We start from the raw sequence: 13,823 nt of genomic DNA on the forward strand, positions 1-13,823 counted from the left end.
CGGCATCCGGCCGCGTCGCATCGCGTGCCGAGCACACTGAGCGAAGCGCGACGACTTCCGCTTTCGCGGCGGCGGTCGGGCCGCGGATCGCCGCGCCGGTGTCGGGCCGGTGTCCCGTTACCGTGGCACGCTTTCCGTGATCCGGTACTTCCCACCACCCAGCAGAGGACAGCCGATGAGCACGCTCCCCGCCGACTACGCCCGGACGCTCCGCAGCCTGCACGGGGTGGCGGAATTGCTGCTCGCCGGACCGCAGTACCTGCGCAGCGGGACCATCCGGCTGGCGCCCGCACCCGGCGGATTCGCCACCGTCACCGCGCCCGAGATCGCGGTGTCGGGTGGGTCGCTGCTGGTCGGCGGCGTCACTGCCGGGGCGATCGCGGGATCCACGTGCGTCGAGCTGGCTGCCGCGGTACGCGCGGTCCTCGCACATTCCGCGCAGGGGGAAGCGGTCAGTGGGGTGGCCGAGACCGAGCTCGCCACCGGCGCGATGGCCGGAACGGCCGGTGCGGAACTCGCGGCCGGCGCGGAACTGGAAGGTGCCGTCCGCGAGAGCCTCGCCGCGGCGGTGACCGGCTTCGCCGCAAGCGCTCCGGCGGGCGTCTACCGCGGGGGATCCGACGTGGGCGCAGATGAGGTCCTGGTGTGCGATCCCGCCGCCGCGCAGCTGATCGCGGAGACCTTCGCGATCGGCGCGCACGCCTTGGCGACGGTCCCCGGCGCCGACGCTCCCGTGCTGTGGCCGGAACACTTCGACCTGTCGATCACGGTGTCGGAGATCAACTTCGGCGTCTCGCCCGGCGACAGCACGATCCCCGAGCCCTACGCCTACGTCGGACCGTGGACCCCCAGGTCGGGCGCGTTCTGGAACCAGGCCTTCGGCGCCGCGCGCACCCTGACGGAACTCGGCGACGCGACGAACGTCGCCGACTTCTTCGCCGAAGGCATCCGCCTCGCCGGCGCGTGACCGCTCAGATCGTCGAGATGTCGATGACGAAGCGGTAGCGGACGTCGCTGCGCAGCACCCGGTCGTACGCCTCGTCGATCCGGTCGGCCGAGATGACCTCGATCTCGGCCGTAATGCCGTGTGCGGCACAGAAATCGAGCATCTCCTGGGTCTGCGGGATGCCGCCGATCATCGACCCGGCCACCGAGCGCCGGCTGTTGGTGAGCAGCGACGCGGGGACCGTGACCGGCGCGGGCGGCAGGCCCAGGTAGACCAGGGTGCCGTCGAGCCCCAGCAGCCGAACATAGTGCTGGATCGGCAGATCCGCGGACACCGTGTTGAGGATGAGGTCGAAGCGGCCGCGCAGTTCCTTGAAGGTGGCCGGGTCGGAGGTCGCGTAATAGTGGCTGGCACCGAAGCGCAGGCCGTCCTCCTGCTTGCTCAGCGTCTGGCTCAGCACCGTCACCTCGGCGCCCATGGCGGCGGCGATCTTGACGCCGACGTGCCCGAGGCCGCCCATGCCGATGATCGCGACCTGCTTGCCGGGCTGGGTGTTCCAGTGCCGCAGCGGGGAGAACAGGGTGATACCCGCGCACAGCAACGGCGCGGCGTGGGCCAGGTCCATCGCGTCCGGGATGCGGACCACGAAGTTCTGGCTGACCACGATCTGGGTGGAGTATCCGCCCATGGTGACGCCGCCGCGCTGCTGCGACTCCGGCACCCGGCTGTTGTAGGTCCAGATGGCGCCGTTCAGGCAGTACTGCTGGTCGCCGGCGAGGCAGTTGACGCACCGGCCGCAGGAGTCGACCAGACAGCCCACGCCGACCCGGTCGCCGACCGAGTAGGAGGTGACCTCGGAGCCGACCGCGGCCACGATGCCCGCGATTTCGTGGCCGGGCACACAGGGGTAGCTGGTGCCGCCCCACTCGTCCCGGGCGGTGTGGATGTCGGAGTGACAGATCCCCGCGAACTTGATGTCGATCAGCACGTCGTCGGGGCCGAGTTCCCGCCGGTCGACAGTGGTTTTCCCGAATGTTCCGGTGGGTGAGTCGACGCTGTACGCAGCTGCGAGTGTCATGGGTATATGCCTACGCCTGCCCGCCGAATCGGGCAAGCGGGCTACACCAGCGACAGCCAGTAGTCCTGGAACTTCAGGAACACCAGCAGCGCGACCACCGCGTACCACAGCGCCACGAACGTCCAGCGCCATTCGGCGAGGATGCGCAGCGGCGGCCGGGCCCGGGACCACAGCTGGTCGGTGACCAGCGCCAGCAGCACCGGCGTCGCCGCCCACACCACCATGCAGTACGGGCACAGCGCGCCGATCCGGTACAGGGTCTGGAAGATCAGCCAGCCGATGAACACCATGCCCAGCGCCAGGCCCAGCCACAGACCGCCCCAGAACCAGCGCGGGAGCCCGACCCCGGTGATCGCGAGCACCGCGATCGTGACCACCACCGAGAACCCGACGATGCCGATCAGCGGGTTCGGGAAGCCGAAGACCGCCGCCTGATCGGTGCGCATCACCGAACCGCACGCCAGGACCGCGCTGATGTTGCAGGACGGCACGTAGCTGGGGTCGGTGTACTGCTTGAACTTCTCGATGGTGAGCACCACCGAGGCGAACCAGCCGAGCAGTGCCCCGGCGAGCAGCACCCAGGCGGACCGGGGTGGCATGAGCGTCATGGCTTGGCGGCCTCGATCAGTGGCTTGAGTCCGTCCTGGCCGAACAGGATGTTCTGCTGGTTCGGGACCGCCTTGCCGTTGATGAAGATGGTCGGGGTGGCGTTGATGCCGCTGGCGAGCACCTGCTGGGTGGTCTTGGTGACGAACTGGCCGTACTTCTCGCTGTTCACGCAGTCGGCGAGGCCGGGATCGGTCACGCCGGCGGTCTGCGAGATCTGGATGATCTTGTCGTTGTCCAGTCCCTTGCCGTTCTCCGGCGGCTGTGCCTCGAACATGGCCGACAGCCAGCCCTGGAACTTGGTGGGGTCGGCGGTCGCCACACAGTAGGCGGCGTTCGATGCGCGCGAGGAATAGCGGGTGCCCGACGACGCGCGATCCAGGAAGGCGAGGATGTCGTAGTCGACCGTCGCGGTGCCGTTGTTCACCTCGTCGGTCAGCGTGGCGCTGTTGGCGGCCTCGAACATCTTGCAGACCGGGCACTGCAGGTCGGCGACCACCCGGACCGAGACCGGTGCACCCGGCTTGCCGATCCGGATCGACCCGGTGTCGGTGATGCTGCCGGTGACCCCGCCGGCCGCCGGTGGCATCGCGTTCACGGTGGGTGTCGCGGTGCCGCCCGCGACCGAGTTCTTGGTCTTGTGATTGACCGCGATCCCGATGCCGATGCCCGCGACCAGGGCGATCAGTACGAAGGCGACCGCGATCTGGATGGCCGTGCGCCCGCCGGTCCCACCGCCGCGCGCCGCCGCGACCGCCGCGCCCTTGCCCTTGCTCTTGTTCACGTCACCAGGCCCTTTCGTCCATGTCGGGCGAGCGTCGTGCGACCGCTCGAGCACCGTCGTGCGTCGTGCACCGATCGTAGAGCCCACACCGGGACGAGCTCCGCAATTGCAGCCATGATCGCCGGTGAACCTGAGAGCATCCTTTGTCCGGCGCTATCGGATGCCGAGCAGCAGGTCCAGATGGTCGGCGAAGTCCTGGTCGGCCACCGGGGCCAGGGTGAACGCGGCCGCGGTGGTCAGCAGATAGCGGCCGTCACCGCGGACGTCGAGCCAGGTGCGGTGCGAGGTGGTCTGGGTAGTCGGGTGCCCGGGGGCGACGGTGACGGTGACCACGCCGCGGGTGTCGACCGGGGCGCGCAGCAGCCGGCGGAACCGGTCGCCCGAATCCGGTACCGGCACATCGGGATCGAGCAGGCTGTCCTGGTGCTGGCGCATGGTGGCGTGCTGTCCGGCCGGTGCCGAACCGATGATCTCGACCAGGGTCGACGCCAGTTCCTTTGCCTGACAGCCGATCACGTGTACGGCGTCGGTGTTCGCCACCAGTACCGCCGCGTTGCGCCCGACCACCGAGCCGACCGCCAGGATCCGTTCGGGTGTGCCGGTCCGGCGCCGTTCGCCGTAGACGGTGGCCACGGTCGAGTCGGGGCGCGAGCAGAGGGCAAGTGCCGCACTGAGTTCCGGGTCGGCGAAGCGGGTGTGCCGGCGCGGGCCGTCGGTGGCCGGTAGGTCGGCGGGGAGTTCGGCGGCCGCCACGTTCATCGGATACGGCTGCCGCTGCATGCCCGTCTCGATGGTCCAGACCCGGGCGAATTCGGCCGGGGCGAGTACCCATTTCACGGGCGGCGACTTCCGCGCGGGACATCCGAGACCATCGGCGCCCCTTCCGTTCGCGTCCGACTCCAGTTCGCAAGGAAACTACCGGAGGGAACTGAGCGTGTCCGGCGGGTGACGTACGCGGGGAGCGTGATTCGCCCCACGCACGCCACCGGCCGATTCAGGACAGGCGGTCGACCTCGATCGTCGCGCCGGCGGCCCGCAGGCGCTCGGTCAGCGCTGCACCCATCGCGGATGCGGGAGTCAGGACACCGGCCAGCTCGGGCAGCTCGTCCAGCGCCAGGCACAGACCCGCTTCGCCGAGCATCACCGCGGTGGCCTTGTAGCCGGGGTCGCCTTGCATGGCGAAGGTGCACACGTACCGTGCGCCCGAAGTGGTGTGCGCGACAGTCTTGTGCGAGAACCAGCCCGATTCCCGCGCCTGCGAGCTGGGTCCGGTGCCGGGCTTGGGCAGCAGCCGGTCCAGCAGCTTGCGACCCGGCGCCACCCGCGACAGCAGGGTGCCGCCGGCCATGGCCGCGACGATCCCGCCGGTCACGCCCGCCGCCAGCAGCGGCGCCGCCGCCGACCGGCCCACCGACATGACCTCGCGGTAGCGGAAGTTCTTGCCGTACGGCCAGCCCAGCAGGCCGTTGGAGCGGCGCACGATCTTGGTGTTGTGCGCCGCCATGATGAACGTGGACACCCAGCCGTCGAGGCTGGCGTCGATGTCGGCGGCGCGCTGCAGGGTCAGGTCGCTCTGCCGGCCGACATCGGGGTCGAGCGCCTGGTCGGGGCTCAGCGAGTAGGGGTGCGCCATGACCGCGCCGCGGCGGCGGTCGGCGGCGATCGCCTCCATCATGGCACGGCCGGAATCGATTGTGCCGCCGCTCATTCCGCCCTTGAGAGCGGCCACCAGAGTGGTGTCGGTGAGCTCGCCGGTGTTGTCCTCGACCGTGCGCCGGTACAGCTGGTAGACGCCCAGGTCCGACGGAATCGAGTCGTAGCCACAGGAATTCACGATCTTCGCGCCGGTTTCGACAGCCAGATCCTGACATTCGTCGATGGCCTCCCGCACGAACAGCGGTTCCCCGGTCAGGTCGGCGTAGTGCGTGCCGGCCGCGGCGCAGGCCCGGGCCAGCGGCAGCCCGTAGCGCAGATACGGTCCGACCGTGGTGATCACGGCGGTGGTGCGGCCGGCTAGCTCGGCCAGCGATTCCGAATCGGTCGAATCCGCCTGCAGCGTCGGCCAATCCACGCCGAGCCGGGCGCGGACCGCATCCAGCTTCTCCGGCGACCGCCCGGCCAGCGCGATCCGCGTACCGGCCGGCGCGGCCTGGGCCAGATACTGCGCGGTCAGCCCGCCGACGAAACCGGTCGCACCGAAGATGACGAGGTCGAACTCCCTGTCGGGCATATGTTTTCCCTTAGCTGCGGGGGACGGGGGCGACCGTACCCGATTCGAGGCCGCGTTGCGCGAGCCATTGCTGGTGCTGTCGGCCGAGTTCCGTGACCGGTTCGTCGCCGTACAACCATTCCCGCGCGACGCGATGCCAATTGGCGGTGGCTTCCAGCTGACCCAGGACACCGAAGGTCAGGAAGTCGGCGCGGCGCGAGAACAGGTGCTCCGGCGGCAGATTCTGTTGCTTCATGCCCGCGTAGTCGTCGCTGCGCGGGTCGACCGCGAGCACGAACGCGCCGCTGGCCAGCTCGGGGGTGATGGTCAGTTCCTCGTCCACCACCGCCCACTCGCAGGCGGCCAGCACGTACTCGAGGCAGGTCTCGGGCGTGATCTCCTCGGGCGATTCGATGATGCCGTTCTCGATCAGCAAGCGGCGCAGGTCCTCCGGGCGGTCCTCGGCGGCCGCGCGGATGCAGTCGGCCTCGAAACGGACGTGCTCGTGATCCATCCGGTTGTACAGACCGAAATCCAGGAAGGCGACCCGCCCGTCGGCGCCGAGCAGCAGATTTCCCGGGTGCGGGTCGCCGCAGAACTCGTCGAAGGTGAACAGCGAGCCCACATAGAACCGGTAGATGATCTCGCCGATCCGGTTGCGTTCGGCGTCGGGCAGCGCCCGGATCCGCTCGAAGCCCTGACCCTCGACGAACTCGGTGACCAGCACCCGGGTGGTGGACAGTTCGGGAAAAGCGGTGGGCACCACGATGAACGGGTGGCCCGCGTACATCGCGGCGATCCGGGCCTGGGTGCGCGCCTCGGACACGTAGTCGAGCTCGTTCTCCAGGTTCATCCGCAGCTCGTCGAGCACCGCCGGAGTCACCCACGGCATGGCGGTGGCGAGGATGCGCCGGAACATGGCCAGGTTCTTCAGATCCGCGCGCACGGCCAGATCGATGCCCGGGTACTGCACCTTCACCGCGACGGCGCGGCCGTCGGGCAGCGTCGCCCGGTAGACCTGGCCGATCGAGGCGGACGCGATCGGCTCGGGATCGAAATCGGCGAAGATCTCGGCCAGCGGCCGCCCGGCATCCTCCTCGATCACGGCCTTCATCGATTCGAACGGCACGCTCGGCGCGCTGTCGCGCAGCACGGCCAGCCGGCGCTGGAAACGCTCCCGATGTTCGGGCGGAACCAGGTCGAGGTCGAGCACCGACAGCATCTGGCCCAGCTTCATGGCGACGCCCTTCATGGTGCCCAGCACCATGACCATCTGCTCGGTCGAGCGCAGCACCGACTCCTCGGCCATGCGGGCCCGGACCGCCTCCGAGCGCCCGCGCATCGAGCGGCGGGTGCGAGAGGCGCGAATGGCGTTTCCGGCGACAGCTACGCCCAGTTTGGTACCCCGGGCGAGCCGGGACGTGGGCATTTCCTTCGCCATGTGGACCTCCGTTGGTGCCGTGGCGAAGCCGGATTCCGGGCAGTGTCCGGCCTCATCGGTCCAAGGTTAACCAAGCAGTAGGGAGACTGCCCAGTGCGTCGCCGCGTGAATCGGGCTGCGGTGGAAAGGCTATGAATCGTCGCGCGCGGGCAGCCGGTGATCGGTGGCGTTGAAGCGCTCCGGCGAACCGCCGGTGCCGACCAGGCCCTCGATCGCACTCCACGCCATCATGGTCAGGTGGTCGAGCATGCGCTCGGCGGTCATCGGGCGGTGGGTGAGCCACCAGTCCGTGGCCAGCTGCACACCGCCGACGAGCACGTAGGAGTAGAGCTCGAGACCCTCGGTGTCCACCGCCCGGTCGAAGGCCCGGTCGCGCAGCACCGCGGTGACGATGTCGGCGAACAGCTTCTCGAAGTCGGCCAGCATCGACTTGTCGGTGGACCCGTTGTTCATGATGAACCGGTACACGTGCGTGTCGGCGTCGACGGTGTGCACGTAGGCGGCCAGGGTGTTGCGGACCAGCGTGTATTCGTCGAGGTTGTCGCTGATCGCCTCGTAGACCCTTGGCATCAGGGTGGTTTCGACGAACCGTTCCATGGTGGCGCGGGTGAGGTCGCTCTTGTCCGAGAAGTAGCGGTAGAGGACGGTTTTGGACACGCCGATCTCGCCGGCGATCTCGTCCATGCCGACATCGCCGCCGCGCTTACGGATGGCTGCGAGGGTGCCGTCGACCAGCTCTTCGCGGCGGTCGATCTTGTGCTGCTGCCAGCGCTGCTTGCGGCCGTCCACACGCCCCGTGCGCACCGGAGCGGAGACCAATTCTTCGGTGGACAGGATCTGACTCCTCCGTGACGGATCGGGCAGGTAGGACCAGGTTAGCCCGTCGGTCTCGACTGTACCCCCGGTTTGGTCTGTGGCTCACCTCGCGTCCCCCCCGGTGGGCGGTGCGTTCGGCGCCCGGCTGTGCGGCTGCGTTCGGCGGCTGCAACCGGGAGAACGGCAGAATGGAATTATGGAGCAAGCCGCCGGGTCGGTCCGGGTGCGCAACGAACTCGACCGCCTCGACGGGGTGGGCGGCTCTGGCGAACAGAGCGGCCTCGACGGACAGAACAGCGAAGTGGACGGATACGGCCAGGCTGATGACGGCATTGGAGACGACATGAGTGCGCCCTCGGTACCCGCCCGGCAGGTCGCACCGGCGGCGGCGGGTCCGGCCGCGCCCGCACCCACGGGTTCGGGGTTCGCCGACCTGATGGACGAGGACGGCAAGCGGCGCGATCTACGCAAGATGAAGGCCGTCGCCACCGGTTTCCTCGGTGCCGCCACAGTGATCTACCTGGTGTGCTGCTGGCTGGGTACGCAGCCGGGCACGGGTGCCTGGGTGGGTTACGTGCGGGCGGCGTCGGAGGCCGGCATGGTCGGCGCGCTGGCGGACTGGTTCGCGGTGACGGCGCTGTTCCGGCATCCGCTCGGGCTGCCGATTCCGCACACGGCCATCATCCGCAAGAAGAAGGACCAGATCGGCGCCAGCCTGGGCGATTTCGTGCGGACCAACTTCCTGTCCCCGGAAACGGTCGTCGCCAAGGTGAACTCGGCGCAGATCACGCTGCGGCTGGGCCGGTGGATGTCGGATCGCGAACACGCCGGCCGGGTCGCCGAGGAGAGCGCGAGCCTGTTGCGCGCGGTGATCGGCGCGCTGCGCGACGAGGATGTCGAGCAGGTCATCGACCAGACCATCGTCAAGCGGATCGCCGAACCGCAGTGGGGTCCGCCGCTGGGCAAGGTGCTCAGTGAGTTGCTGGCCGACAACCGGCAGGCACCGCTGCTGGATCTGCTGGCCGAGCGCGCCCACCAGTGGGCGCTGGGCAGCCAGGAGACCATCGACAAGATCGTGATGCGGGACGCGCCGAACTGGGCGCCCCGATTCGCGAACGTGTTGCTGGCCGAGCGGATCTACAAGGAGCTGGTGGAATTCACCTGGAAGGTGCGTTCCCAGCCGGATCACGAATTGCGGCAGGCGGCGTCGAAGTTCTTGGAGGACTTCGCCCGTGACCTGCAGTACGACCCCGCCATGATCGAGAAGGCGGAGCGGATCAAGGCCGAGATCATGGGCCGTGAGGAGATCACCGGGATGGCCCGCGCTACGTGGCGGGCGGCGAAACGGCTGATCCTGGACTCGGCTGACGATCCCGACAGCACTTTGCGCCGTAAGATCGCCGAGAACGTCCAGAACATAGGGAATCGCCTGGTGGCCGAGCCGGAGTTGCGGGATCGGGTCGACGATTGGGTGGAGCGCGGCGTTCGCTATCTGGTCGGCAACTACGGCTCGGAGATCGCCACCCTGATCAGCGACACGGTGGCCCGCTGGGACGCGGAGGAAGCCAGCCAGAAGATCGAGCTACAGGCCGGCCGTGACCTGCAGTTCATCCGGATCAACGGCACCGTGGTCGGCTCGCTGGCCGGGCTGGTCATCTATTCGGTGTCGCATCTGTTGTTCGGAAATTGACGGCCGGTCCGGTAGCTGGGATGCTGCCGGACCGTTTGCCCGGACAGTGCTAGCACCAGTGCTTGCAAAAGCTAGCACTCCAGCTTAGGATCGTATCTACAACCGCCGGAAGGTGAGTGATGGCAGAGGAGCCGGTGGCCCGCGTAGCCAGCGCGGCGCACGACATCGGGAGCTTCATCCGAGCGCAGCGGGAGGCTGCGCAGGTTTCGCTGCGTCAACTCGCCCAGCTGGCGGGGGTGAGCAATCCGTACCTCAGCCAGATCGAGCGCGGATTGCGTAACCCGTCGGCCGAGGTGCTGTCGCAGATCGCCAAGGGTCTGCGGATGTCCTCGGAAGTCTTGTACGTCCGGGCGGGCTTCCTCGAGCAGAGGACGCACAGCCCGGTCCGGGACGCCCTGCTGGCCGATTCCGGTCTGTCCGAACGGCAGAAGCAGGTGCTGCTCGACATCTACGACTCGTTCCGCCGTGAGAACGGCGAGAACGGGAACGACCCCGAGGCATATGGGGACGTCATGGCCAGTGTGGAGGACGTCTCCGGGGGGATCCGGGACAACGAGGTCCCCGATCGCAGCGCGGGTCGCACTACCGAAGGCACTGCCGAAGTTCCGCCACGCCAGGAGAGCGAAACACCATGACCGAAACCATCACCACCGTGACCAAGCCCCTCTACGCCACCGTCGGCGCCGGCGACGCGATCTTCACCGCTGTCACCGAGGCCGTCGAGAAGGTGCGCGACTCCGTTTCCGGTGTCGACGTGTCCGGCCGGGTCGAGGAGGCCCGCGAGCGGATCGCCAACCTGCCGGCCGACGTGCAGGAGCAGCTGGGCGCGCTGCGCGAGCGGGTGTCCACCCTGCCGACCGAGCTGCCCGAAGAGGTCGCCGCGCTGCGCGACAAGCTGAACTCCGAGGAGCTGCGCAAGCTCGTCGACCAGCTGCTGGACCTGTACTCCGACCTCGCCGTCCGTGGCGAGGAGACCGTCGGCAAGCTGCGCGCCAACCCGGTCGTCGAGGGTCGGCTGGGCCAGGCCGAGAACCTGTACAACGACGTGGTGCACCGCGCAGAGGGCGTCTACGACTCGGTGTCCACCCAGGTCAGCGGCCTGCTGGGCAAGGCCGAGGCCGAGTCGGAGGCCGAGCCGGTCGTCGACGCCGAGGTCGTCCAGGTGACCACCGAGGTCGAGGCCGCGCCGGAGCCCAAGCCGGCGCCCGCGAAGAAGGCCCCGGCCAAGAAGGCGCCCGCCAAGAAGGCCGCCGCGGCCAAGAAGCAGTAGTCGCCGCCTCGCGGCTGTGACCCGAAACCCCCGGACAACCCCGTTGTCCGGGGGTTTCGCACGTATCATCGGTGGTGTGTACGGACTCGCAAGTCTCATCCTGTGGGTGCTGCGGATGGCGGCACTCGGTGTCACGGTGTTCGCGCTGGTCCATGCGATCCGGCAGCGGCCCGACGCCTTCACCGCCGTCGACAAGCTGACGAAGCCGATCTGGGTGGCTATTCTGTGTGCCGCCCTGCTGGCCATCCTGGTGAGCGCGACCGTCGTCGGAATCCTCGGCCTGGCCGGGGTGATCGCCACCGGTATCTACCTGGCCGATGTGCGGCCGAAGGTGGATGAGATCCAGCGCGGGCCCCGCTGGTAGATCCGGTCCGATCTTTTTTGCGTTTGCTCTAGCAAGCACCCCGTACTCCGGGTTACCGTATCCATGGGTAACGCATAGTTTTGATGCGTGCCCGTGGACACGAAGGAGTGCTCATGGCAACGTTGCCAGGGACCATAATCACCGGTCTGCTCGATCGGGCCGACGATCTGTCCGACGCCTTCCGCGCGACATTGCGGGCACGCACGTACGACAACGTCAAGTACAACGCCGCTCCCGCACCGGACGTGATCCCCGTGACCACTCGCGACGGTGTCCAACTGCGCGTCCACGCGTATGGCCCCCGCAACGGCGACGTCATCGTCCTGGTGCACGGCTGGGCCTGCTGCATCGAATACTGGAACCCCCAGATCAACGCCTTCGCCGACCGGTACCGGGTCGTCGCCTTCGACCTGCGCGGCCACGGTGAAAGCGAGAAGGGCGAGCGCCCGTTCGGTCCCGACCAGCTCGCCGACGACCTGTCCGACGTCCTGGCCGCGGTGCTGCGTCCCGGCCGGCAGGCCACCATGGTCGGCCACAGCATGGGCGGCATCGCCATCCAGGCGTGGGCCAAGAAGTATCCCGAAGAAGTGGGACTGCGCGCCGGCGCGATCCTGCTCGCCTGTACCTCCGGCGGCCGCATCGCCGTCGAATCCCGGATCCTGCCGCTGTTCAACGGCGTGCTGCCCAGCCCGCTGCTGCTGGCCAAGGCCATCTTCGGCGCGCCCGTCCCGCTGCCCGGCGGCCGGTTGGCCCGCGCGATCGTCAAGGCCCGCCTCGCCGGACCGCACGCCACCCGCGAGCAGCTGGAGTTCAGCCTCGGCATCTTCCGTTCCGCCCGCCCGTGGGTGCGCGGTCGCTACGCGCTGATGCTCACCGAGATGGACCTGATGGACGCGGCGTCCTATATCTCCGTCCCGACCAGCGTGCTGGCCGGCGACAACGACAAACTGCTGCCGCAGCTCATGTCGCGGCGCATCGCCGACCAGCTGTCGATCAGCGGCATGCTCGACGGGTATCGGGTGCTGCCCACCGGCCACCTGATCAATGTCGAGGCCGAGCGTGAGTTCAACGCCGAACTGCACCGCATGGTGGGCGTCGCCAAGTACGGCACCGCCGCCGCGGCCGGCTAGTCAGACCCGGGCCAAGGCGCGGCGCACCCGCGCCGCCGCGGCCGGGGGCACTGTGGCTGTGGCGGAACGGATCTCCGAGCCCGCGCAGCGATTGATGGCCACCGCGTCGGCGACCACCTCGTCGAGGGCCGGCTGCCCGAGCCCCGTCTCGGCGAGGTCCAGCACGGTCCGCACCGGCGTGGTCACCAGGAACGAGCCCGCCGAGACGACGTCCGCCCGGCACAGCCTGCGCCGCAGCACCACCAGGCCCGGCACCCCGGGCCGCCGGCCGCCGTCCGCGCACAGATGCAGGTAGGACGGGCGCAGCCGGCCCAGGCCGAACAGTTCGGCCGCCGAATGGTGCGAGACCGCGGCCGCGCCGTCGAACCAGGCCGACCACATCGCGTATTCGTCGAGCGGGCCGTGCGGCCAGTCGGTCATCCGCAGCAGGCCGATGCCTACCCGCGCGACCGTGCCCTCCACCAGCGCGGTGCGGATCCGGGCTTCACAGCCGGTCCGCAGCACCTGGCGGGTCGTGAAGAAACCCGCGTGCTCACCGGCCAACCGCCGTAGGGCACGCCAATCCCCGCGTGGATCACGGATATTGCTGGTGGCAGCGCGGCCCGGCATAGACATAGGGTACGTGCGCTCATTGTGCGGTCGATCACATTCGTCCCGGACGTTGTTCAACCTTCACCCGATCCACAGAGCACACTCAAAAACATCGGGAAAGATCTCCGCCATGAGTTCGTACCCTCCGGATACCGTCGTCGGCAGCCCAACGCCTGCCGACCCGGCGCGCGGCGGCACACCGCGCAAGGTTCGCCGTGTGATGTTGATCGGCGGACTCGCGACCGCAGTGGTGGTCGCCGGCACCCTCGCCGGTGGCGAGGCCTACGCCCGAACCCGGATCTCGCACTGCATCTCCAGTGGGCTGGAGCAGAGCCTGGGTACCGGCGCGTCGGTTCATTTCGGCCCGAAACCGTTGCTGCTCACCATGGTCGACCACAAGGTCCCCTACGTCACGGTCGACACCGACGACGCGAGCGTCGGCCAGACCACCGGCATCCAGCTGCACGCGCGGCTCAACGACATCGACACCGATTCGAACAACGCGTCCGTCGGCAGCAGCAGCGCCACGGCGACGTGGAGCGACGCCGGTATCGCGCAGACGCTGAACGGCCTGGTCTCCGGGGTGCAGTCGGATCCCGACGGCCAGTCGGTCGATGTGCAGGTGCTCGGCGGACTGGCTCAGCTGAAGCTGATCCCGCAGGTGGTCGACGGCAAGATCGAGGTCACCACCTCCCAGGCGCAGCTGTTGGGCATCGGGCTGCCCACCGACCTGGTGTCGGGCATCGTCAGTTCGATGACCGGCGCGGTGCAGACCTATCCGCTGGACATGAAACCGACCGCGGTCAAGGTGGTCGACAACGGAATTCGGATCGACTTGGAAGGCGGGCACAGCAACCTCGCCGCCCCCGACGGCACCCAGCCGCAGATGACCTGCTGA

Annotated in this window: 15 protein-coding genes; 7 read left to right on the forward strand and 8 right to left on the reverse strand. The window is 68.7% G+C overall.

All coding sequences use genetic code 11. From position 1 onward, the window contains the following. Window positions 1–175 precede the first annotated feature (175 nt). On the forward strand, window positions 176–967 hold the full coding sequence (locus tag EBN03_RS19370) for a hypothetical protein (protein ID WP_122189491.1): 792 nt from the start codon (window positions 176–178) through the stop codon (window positions 965–967). 4 nt (window positions 968–971) lie between these two features. Here the strand turns inward: EBN03_RS19370 and EBN03_RS19375 are convergent, their stop codons facing one another. From EBN03_RS19375 to EBN03_RS19405, 7 genes are all read right to left on the reverse strand, one after another. Further along, on the reverse strand, window positions 972–2,024 hold the full coding sequence (locus EBN03_RS19375; RefSeq protein WP_122189492.1) for an NAD(P)-dependent alcohol dehydrogenase: 1,053 nt from the start codon (window positions 2,022–2,024) through the stop codon (window positions 972–974). Between the two features lie 41 nt (window positions 2,025–2,065). Continuing rightward, entirely contained in the window at window positions 2,066–2,632 is a 567-nt protein-coding gene (locus EBN03_RS19380) for a vitamin K epoxide reductase family protein (RefSeq protein WP_199742886.1), read from the reverse strand. After that, the gene (locus tag EBN03_RS19385; protein WP_122189493.1) at window positions 2,629–3,414 is read right to left on the reverse strand and encodes a DsbA family protein; all 786 of its coding nucleotides are present in this window, start codon (window positions 3,412–3,414) and stop codon (window positions 2,629–2,631) included. Before EBN03_RS19385 ends, EBN03_RS19380 begins: the two co-directional genes overlap by 4 nt. Window positions 3,415–3,567: 153 nt before the next feature. Further along, window positions 3,568–4,251 (reverse strand): ESX secretion-associated protein EspG, encoded by a 684-nt coding sequence (locus EBN03_RS19390; protein ID WP_122189494.1) that lies wholly within the window; start codon window positions 4,249–4,251, stop codon window positions 3,568–3,570. A 157-nt stretch (window positions 4,252–4,408) separates the two neighbouring features. After that, entirely contained in the window at window positions 4,409–5,644 is a 1,236-nt protein-coding gene (locus tag EBN03_RS19395; RefSeq protein WP_122189495.1) for a saccharopine dehydrogenase family protein, read from the reverse strand. 10 nt (window positions 5,645–5,654) lie between these two features. Further along, on the reverse strand, window positions 5,655–7,064 hold the full coding sequence (locus EBN03_RS19400; protein WP_122189496.1) for an ABC1 kinase family protein: 1,410 nt from the start codon (window positions 7,062–7,064) through the stop codon (window positions 5,655–5,657). Between the two features lie 129 nt (window positions 7,065–7,193). Continuing rightward, complete coding sequence (locus EBN03_RS19405) at window positions 7,194–7,868, reverse strand: TetR/AcrR family transcriptional regulator (RefSeq protein WP_122189497.1); 675 nt, start codon at window positions 7,866–7,868, stop codon at window positions 7,194–7,196. 355 nt (window positions 7,869–8,223) lie between these two features. Between EBN03_RS19405 and EBN03_RS19410 the strand changes: the two genes are divergently transcribed. From EBN03_RS19410 to EBN03_RS19430, 5 genes are all read left to right on the forward strand, one after another. Next, entirely contained in the window at window positions 8,224–9,570 is a 1,347-nt protein-coding gene (locus tag EBN03_RS19410) for a DUF445 domain-containing protein (protein WP_122189689.1), read from the forward strand. Window positions 9,571–9,689: 119 nt separating this feature from the next. Beyond that, window positions 9,690–10,205, forward strand: coding sequence for a helix-turn-helix domain-containing protein (locus EBN03_RS19415; protein ID WP_122189498.1), 516 nt, complete (start codon window positions 9,690–9,692; stop codon window positions 10,203–10,205). Continuing rightward, window positions 10,202–10,840: a heparin-binding hemagglutinin gene (locus EBN03_RS34245; protein ID WP_158675681.1), complete on the forward strand. Its 639-nt coding sequence runs from the start codon at window positions 10,202–10,204 to the stop codon at window positions 10,838–10,840. The genes EBN03_RS19415 and EBN03_RS34245 overlap by 4 nt, the downstream gene beginning before the upstream one ends. Before the next feature lie 76 nt (window positions 10,841–10,916). Beyond that, complete coding sequence (locus EBN03_RS19425) at window positions 10,917–11,204, forward strand: DUF2516 family protein (RefSeq protein WP_407671180.1); 288 nt, start codon at window positions 10,917–10,919, stop codon at window positions 11,202–11,204. Window positions 11,205–11,317: 113 nt separating this feature from the next. After that, window positions 11,318–12,334 (forward strand): alpha/beta fold hydrolase, encoded by a 1,017-nt coding sequence (locus tag EBN03_RS19430; RefSeq protein WP_122189500.1) that lies wholly within the window; start codon window positions 11,318–11,320, stop codon window positions 12,332–12,334. Here EBN03_RS19430 and EBN03_RS19435 read toward each other — a convergent pair whose 3' ends face one another. Beyond that, window positions 12,335–12,943 (reverse strand): type IV toxin-antitoxin system AbiEi family antitoxin domain-containing protein, encoded by a 609-nt coding sequence (locus tag EBN03_RS19435; RefSeq protein ID WP_122189501.1) that lies wholly within the window; start codon window positions 12,941–12,943, stop codon window positions 12,335–12,337. 112 nt (window positions 12,944–13,055) lie between these two features. Between EBN03_RS19435 and EBN03_RS19440 the strand changes: the two genes are divergently transcribed. After that, the gene (locus tag EBN03_RS19440; protein WP_122189502.1) at window positions 13,056–13,823 is read left to right on the forward strand and encodes an LmeA family phospholipid-binding protein; all 768 of its coding nucleotides are present in this window, start codon (window positions 13,056–13,058) and stop codon (window positions 13,821–13,823) included.

The organism is Nocardia stercoris, from assembly GCF_003696265.1.
GTDB lineage: Bacteria > Actinomycetota > Actinomycetes > Mycobacteriales > Mycobacteriaceae > Nocardia > Nocardia stercoris.

What these genes read in the sequence shown, in the direction of transcription:
- EBN03_RS19415 (WP_122189498.1), top strand. Translation starts at nt 9,690, where the DNA reads ATGGCAGAGGAGCCGGTGGCCCGCGTAGCCAGCGCGGCGCACGACATC.
- EBN03_RS19400 (WP_122189496.1), bottom strand. Translation starts at nt 7,064, where the DNA reads ATGGCGAAGGAAATGCCCACGTCCCGGCTCGCCCGGGGTACCAAACTG.
- EBN03_RS19375 (WP_122189492.1), bottom strand. Translation starts at nt 2,024, where the DNA reads ATGACACTCGCAGCTGCGTACAGCGTCGACTCACCCACCGGAACATTC.
- EBN03_RS19440 (WP_122189502.1), top strand. Translation starts at nt 13,056, where the DNA reads ATGAGTTCGTACCCTCCGGATACCGTCGTCGGCAGCCCAACGCCTGCC.
- EBN03_RS34245 (WP_158675681.1), top strand. Translation starts at nt 10,202, where the DNA reads ATGACCGAAACCATCACCACCGTGACCAAGCCCCTCTACGCCACCGTC.
- EBN03_RS19435 (WP_122189501.1), bottom strand. Translation starts at nt 12,943, where the DNA reads ATGCCGGGCCGCGCTGCCACCAGCAATATCCGTGATCCACGCGGGGAT.
- EBN03_RS19430 (WP_122189500.1), top strand. Translation starts at nt 11,318, where the DNA reads ATGGCAACGTTGCCAGGGACCATAATCACCGGTCTGCTCGATCGGGCC.
- EBN03_RS19395 (WP_122189495.1), bottom strand. Translation starts at nt 5,644, where the DNA reads ATGCCCGACAGGGAGTTCGACCTCGTCATCTTCGGTGCGACCGGTTTC.
- EBN03_RS19370 (WP_122189491.1), top strand. Translation starts at nt 176, where the DNA reads ATGAGCACGCTCCCCGCCGACTACGCCCGGACGCTCCGCAGCCTGCAC.
- EBN03_RS19410 (WP_122189689.1), top strand. Translation starts at nt 8,224, where the DNA reads ATGAGTGCGCCCTCGGTACCCGCCCGGCAGGTCGCACCGGCGGCGGCG.
- EBN03_RS19380 (WP_199742886.1), bottom strand. Translation starts at nt 2,632, where the DNA reads ATGACGCTCATGCCACCCCGGTCCGCCTGGGTGCTGCTCGCCGGGGCA.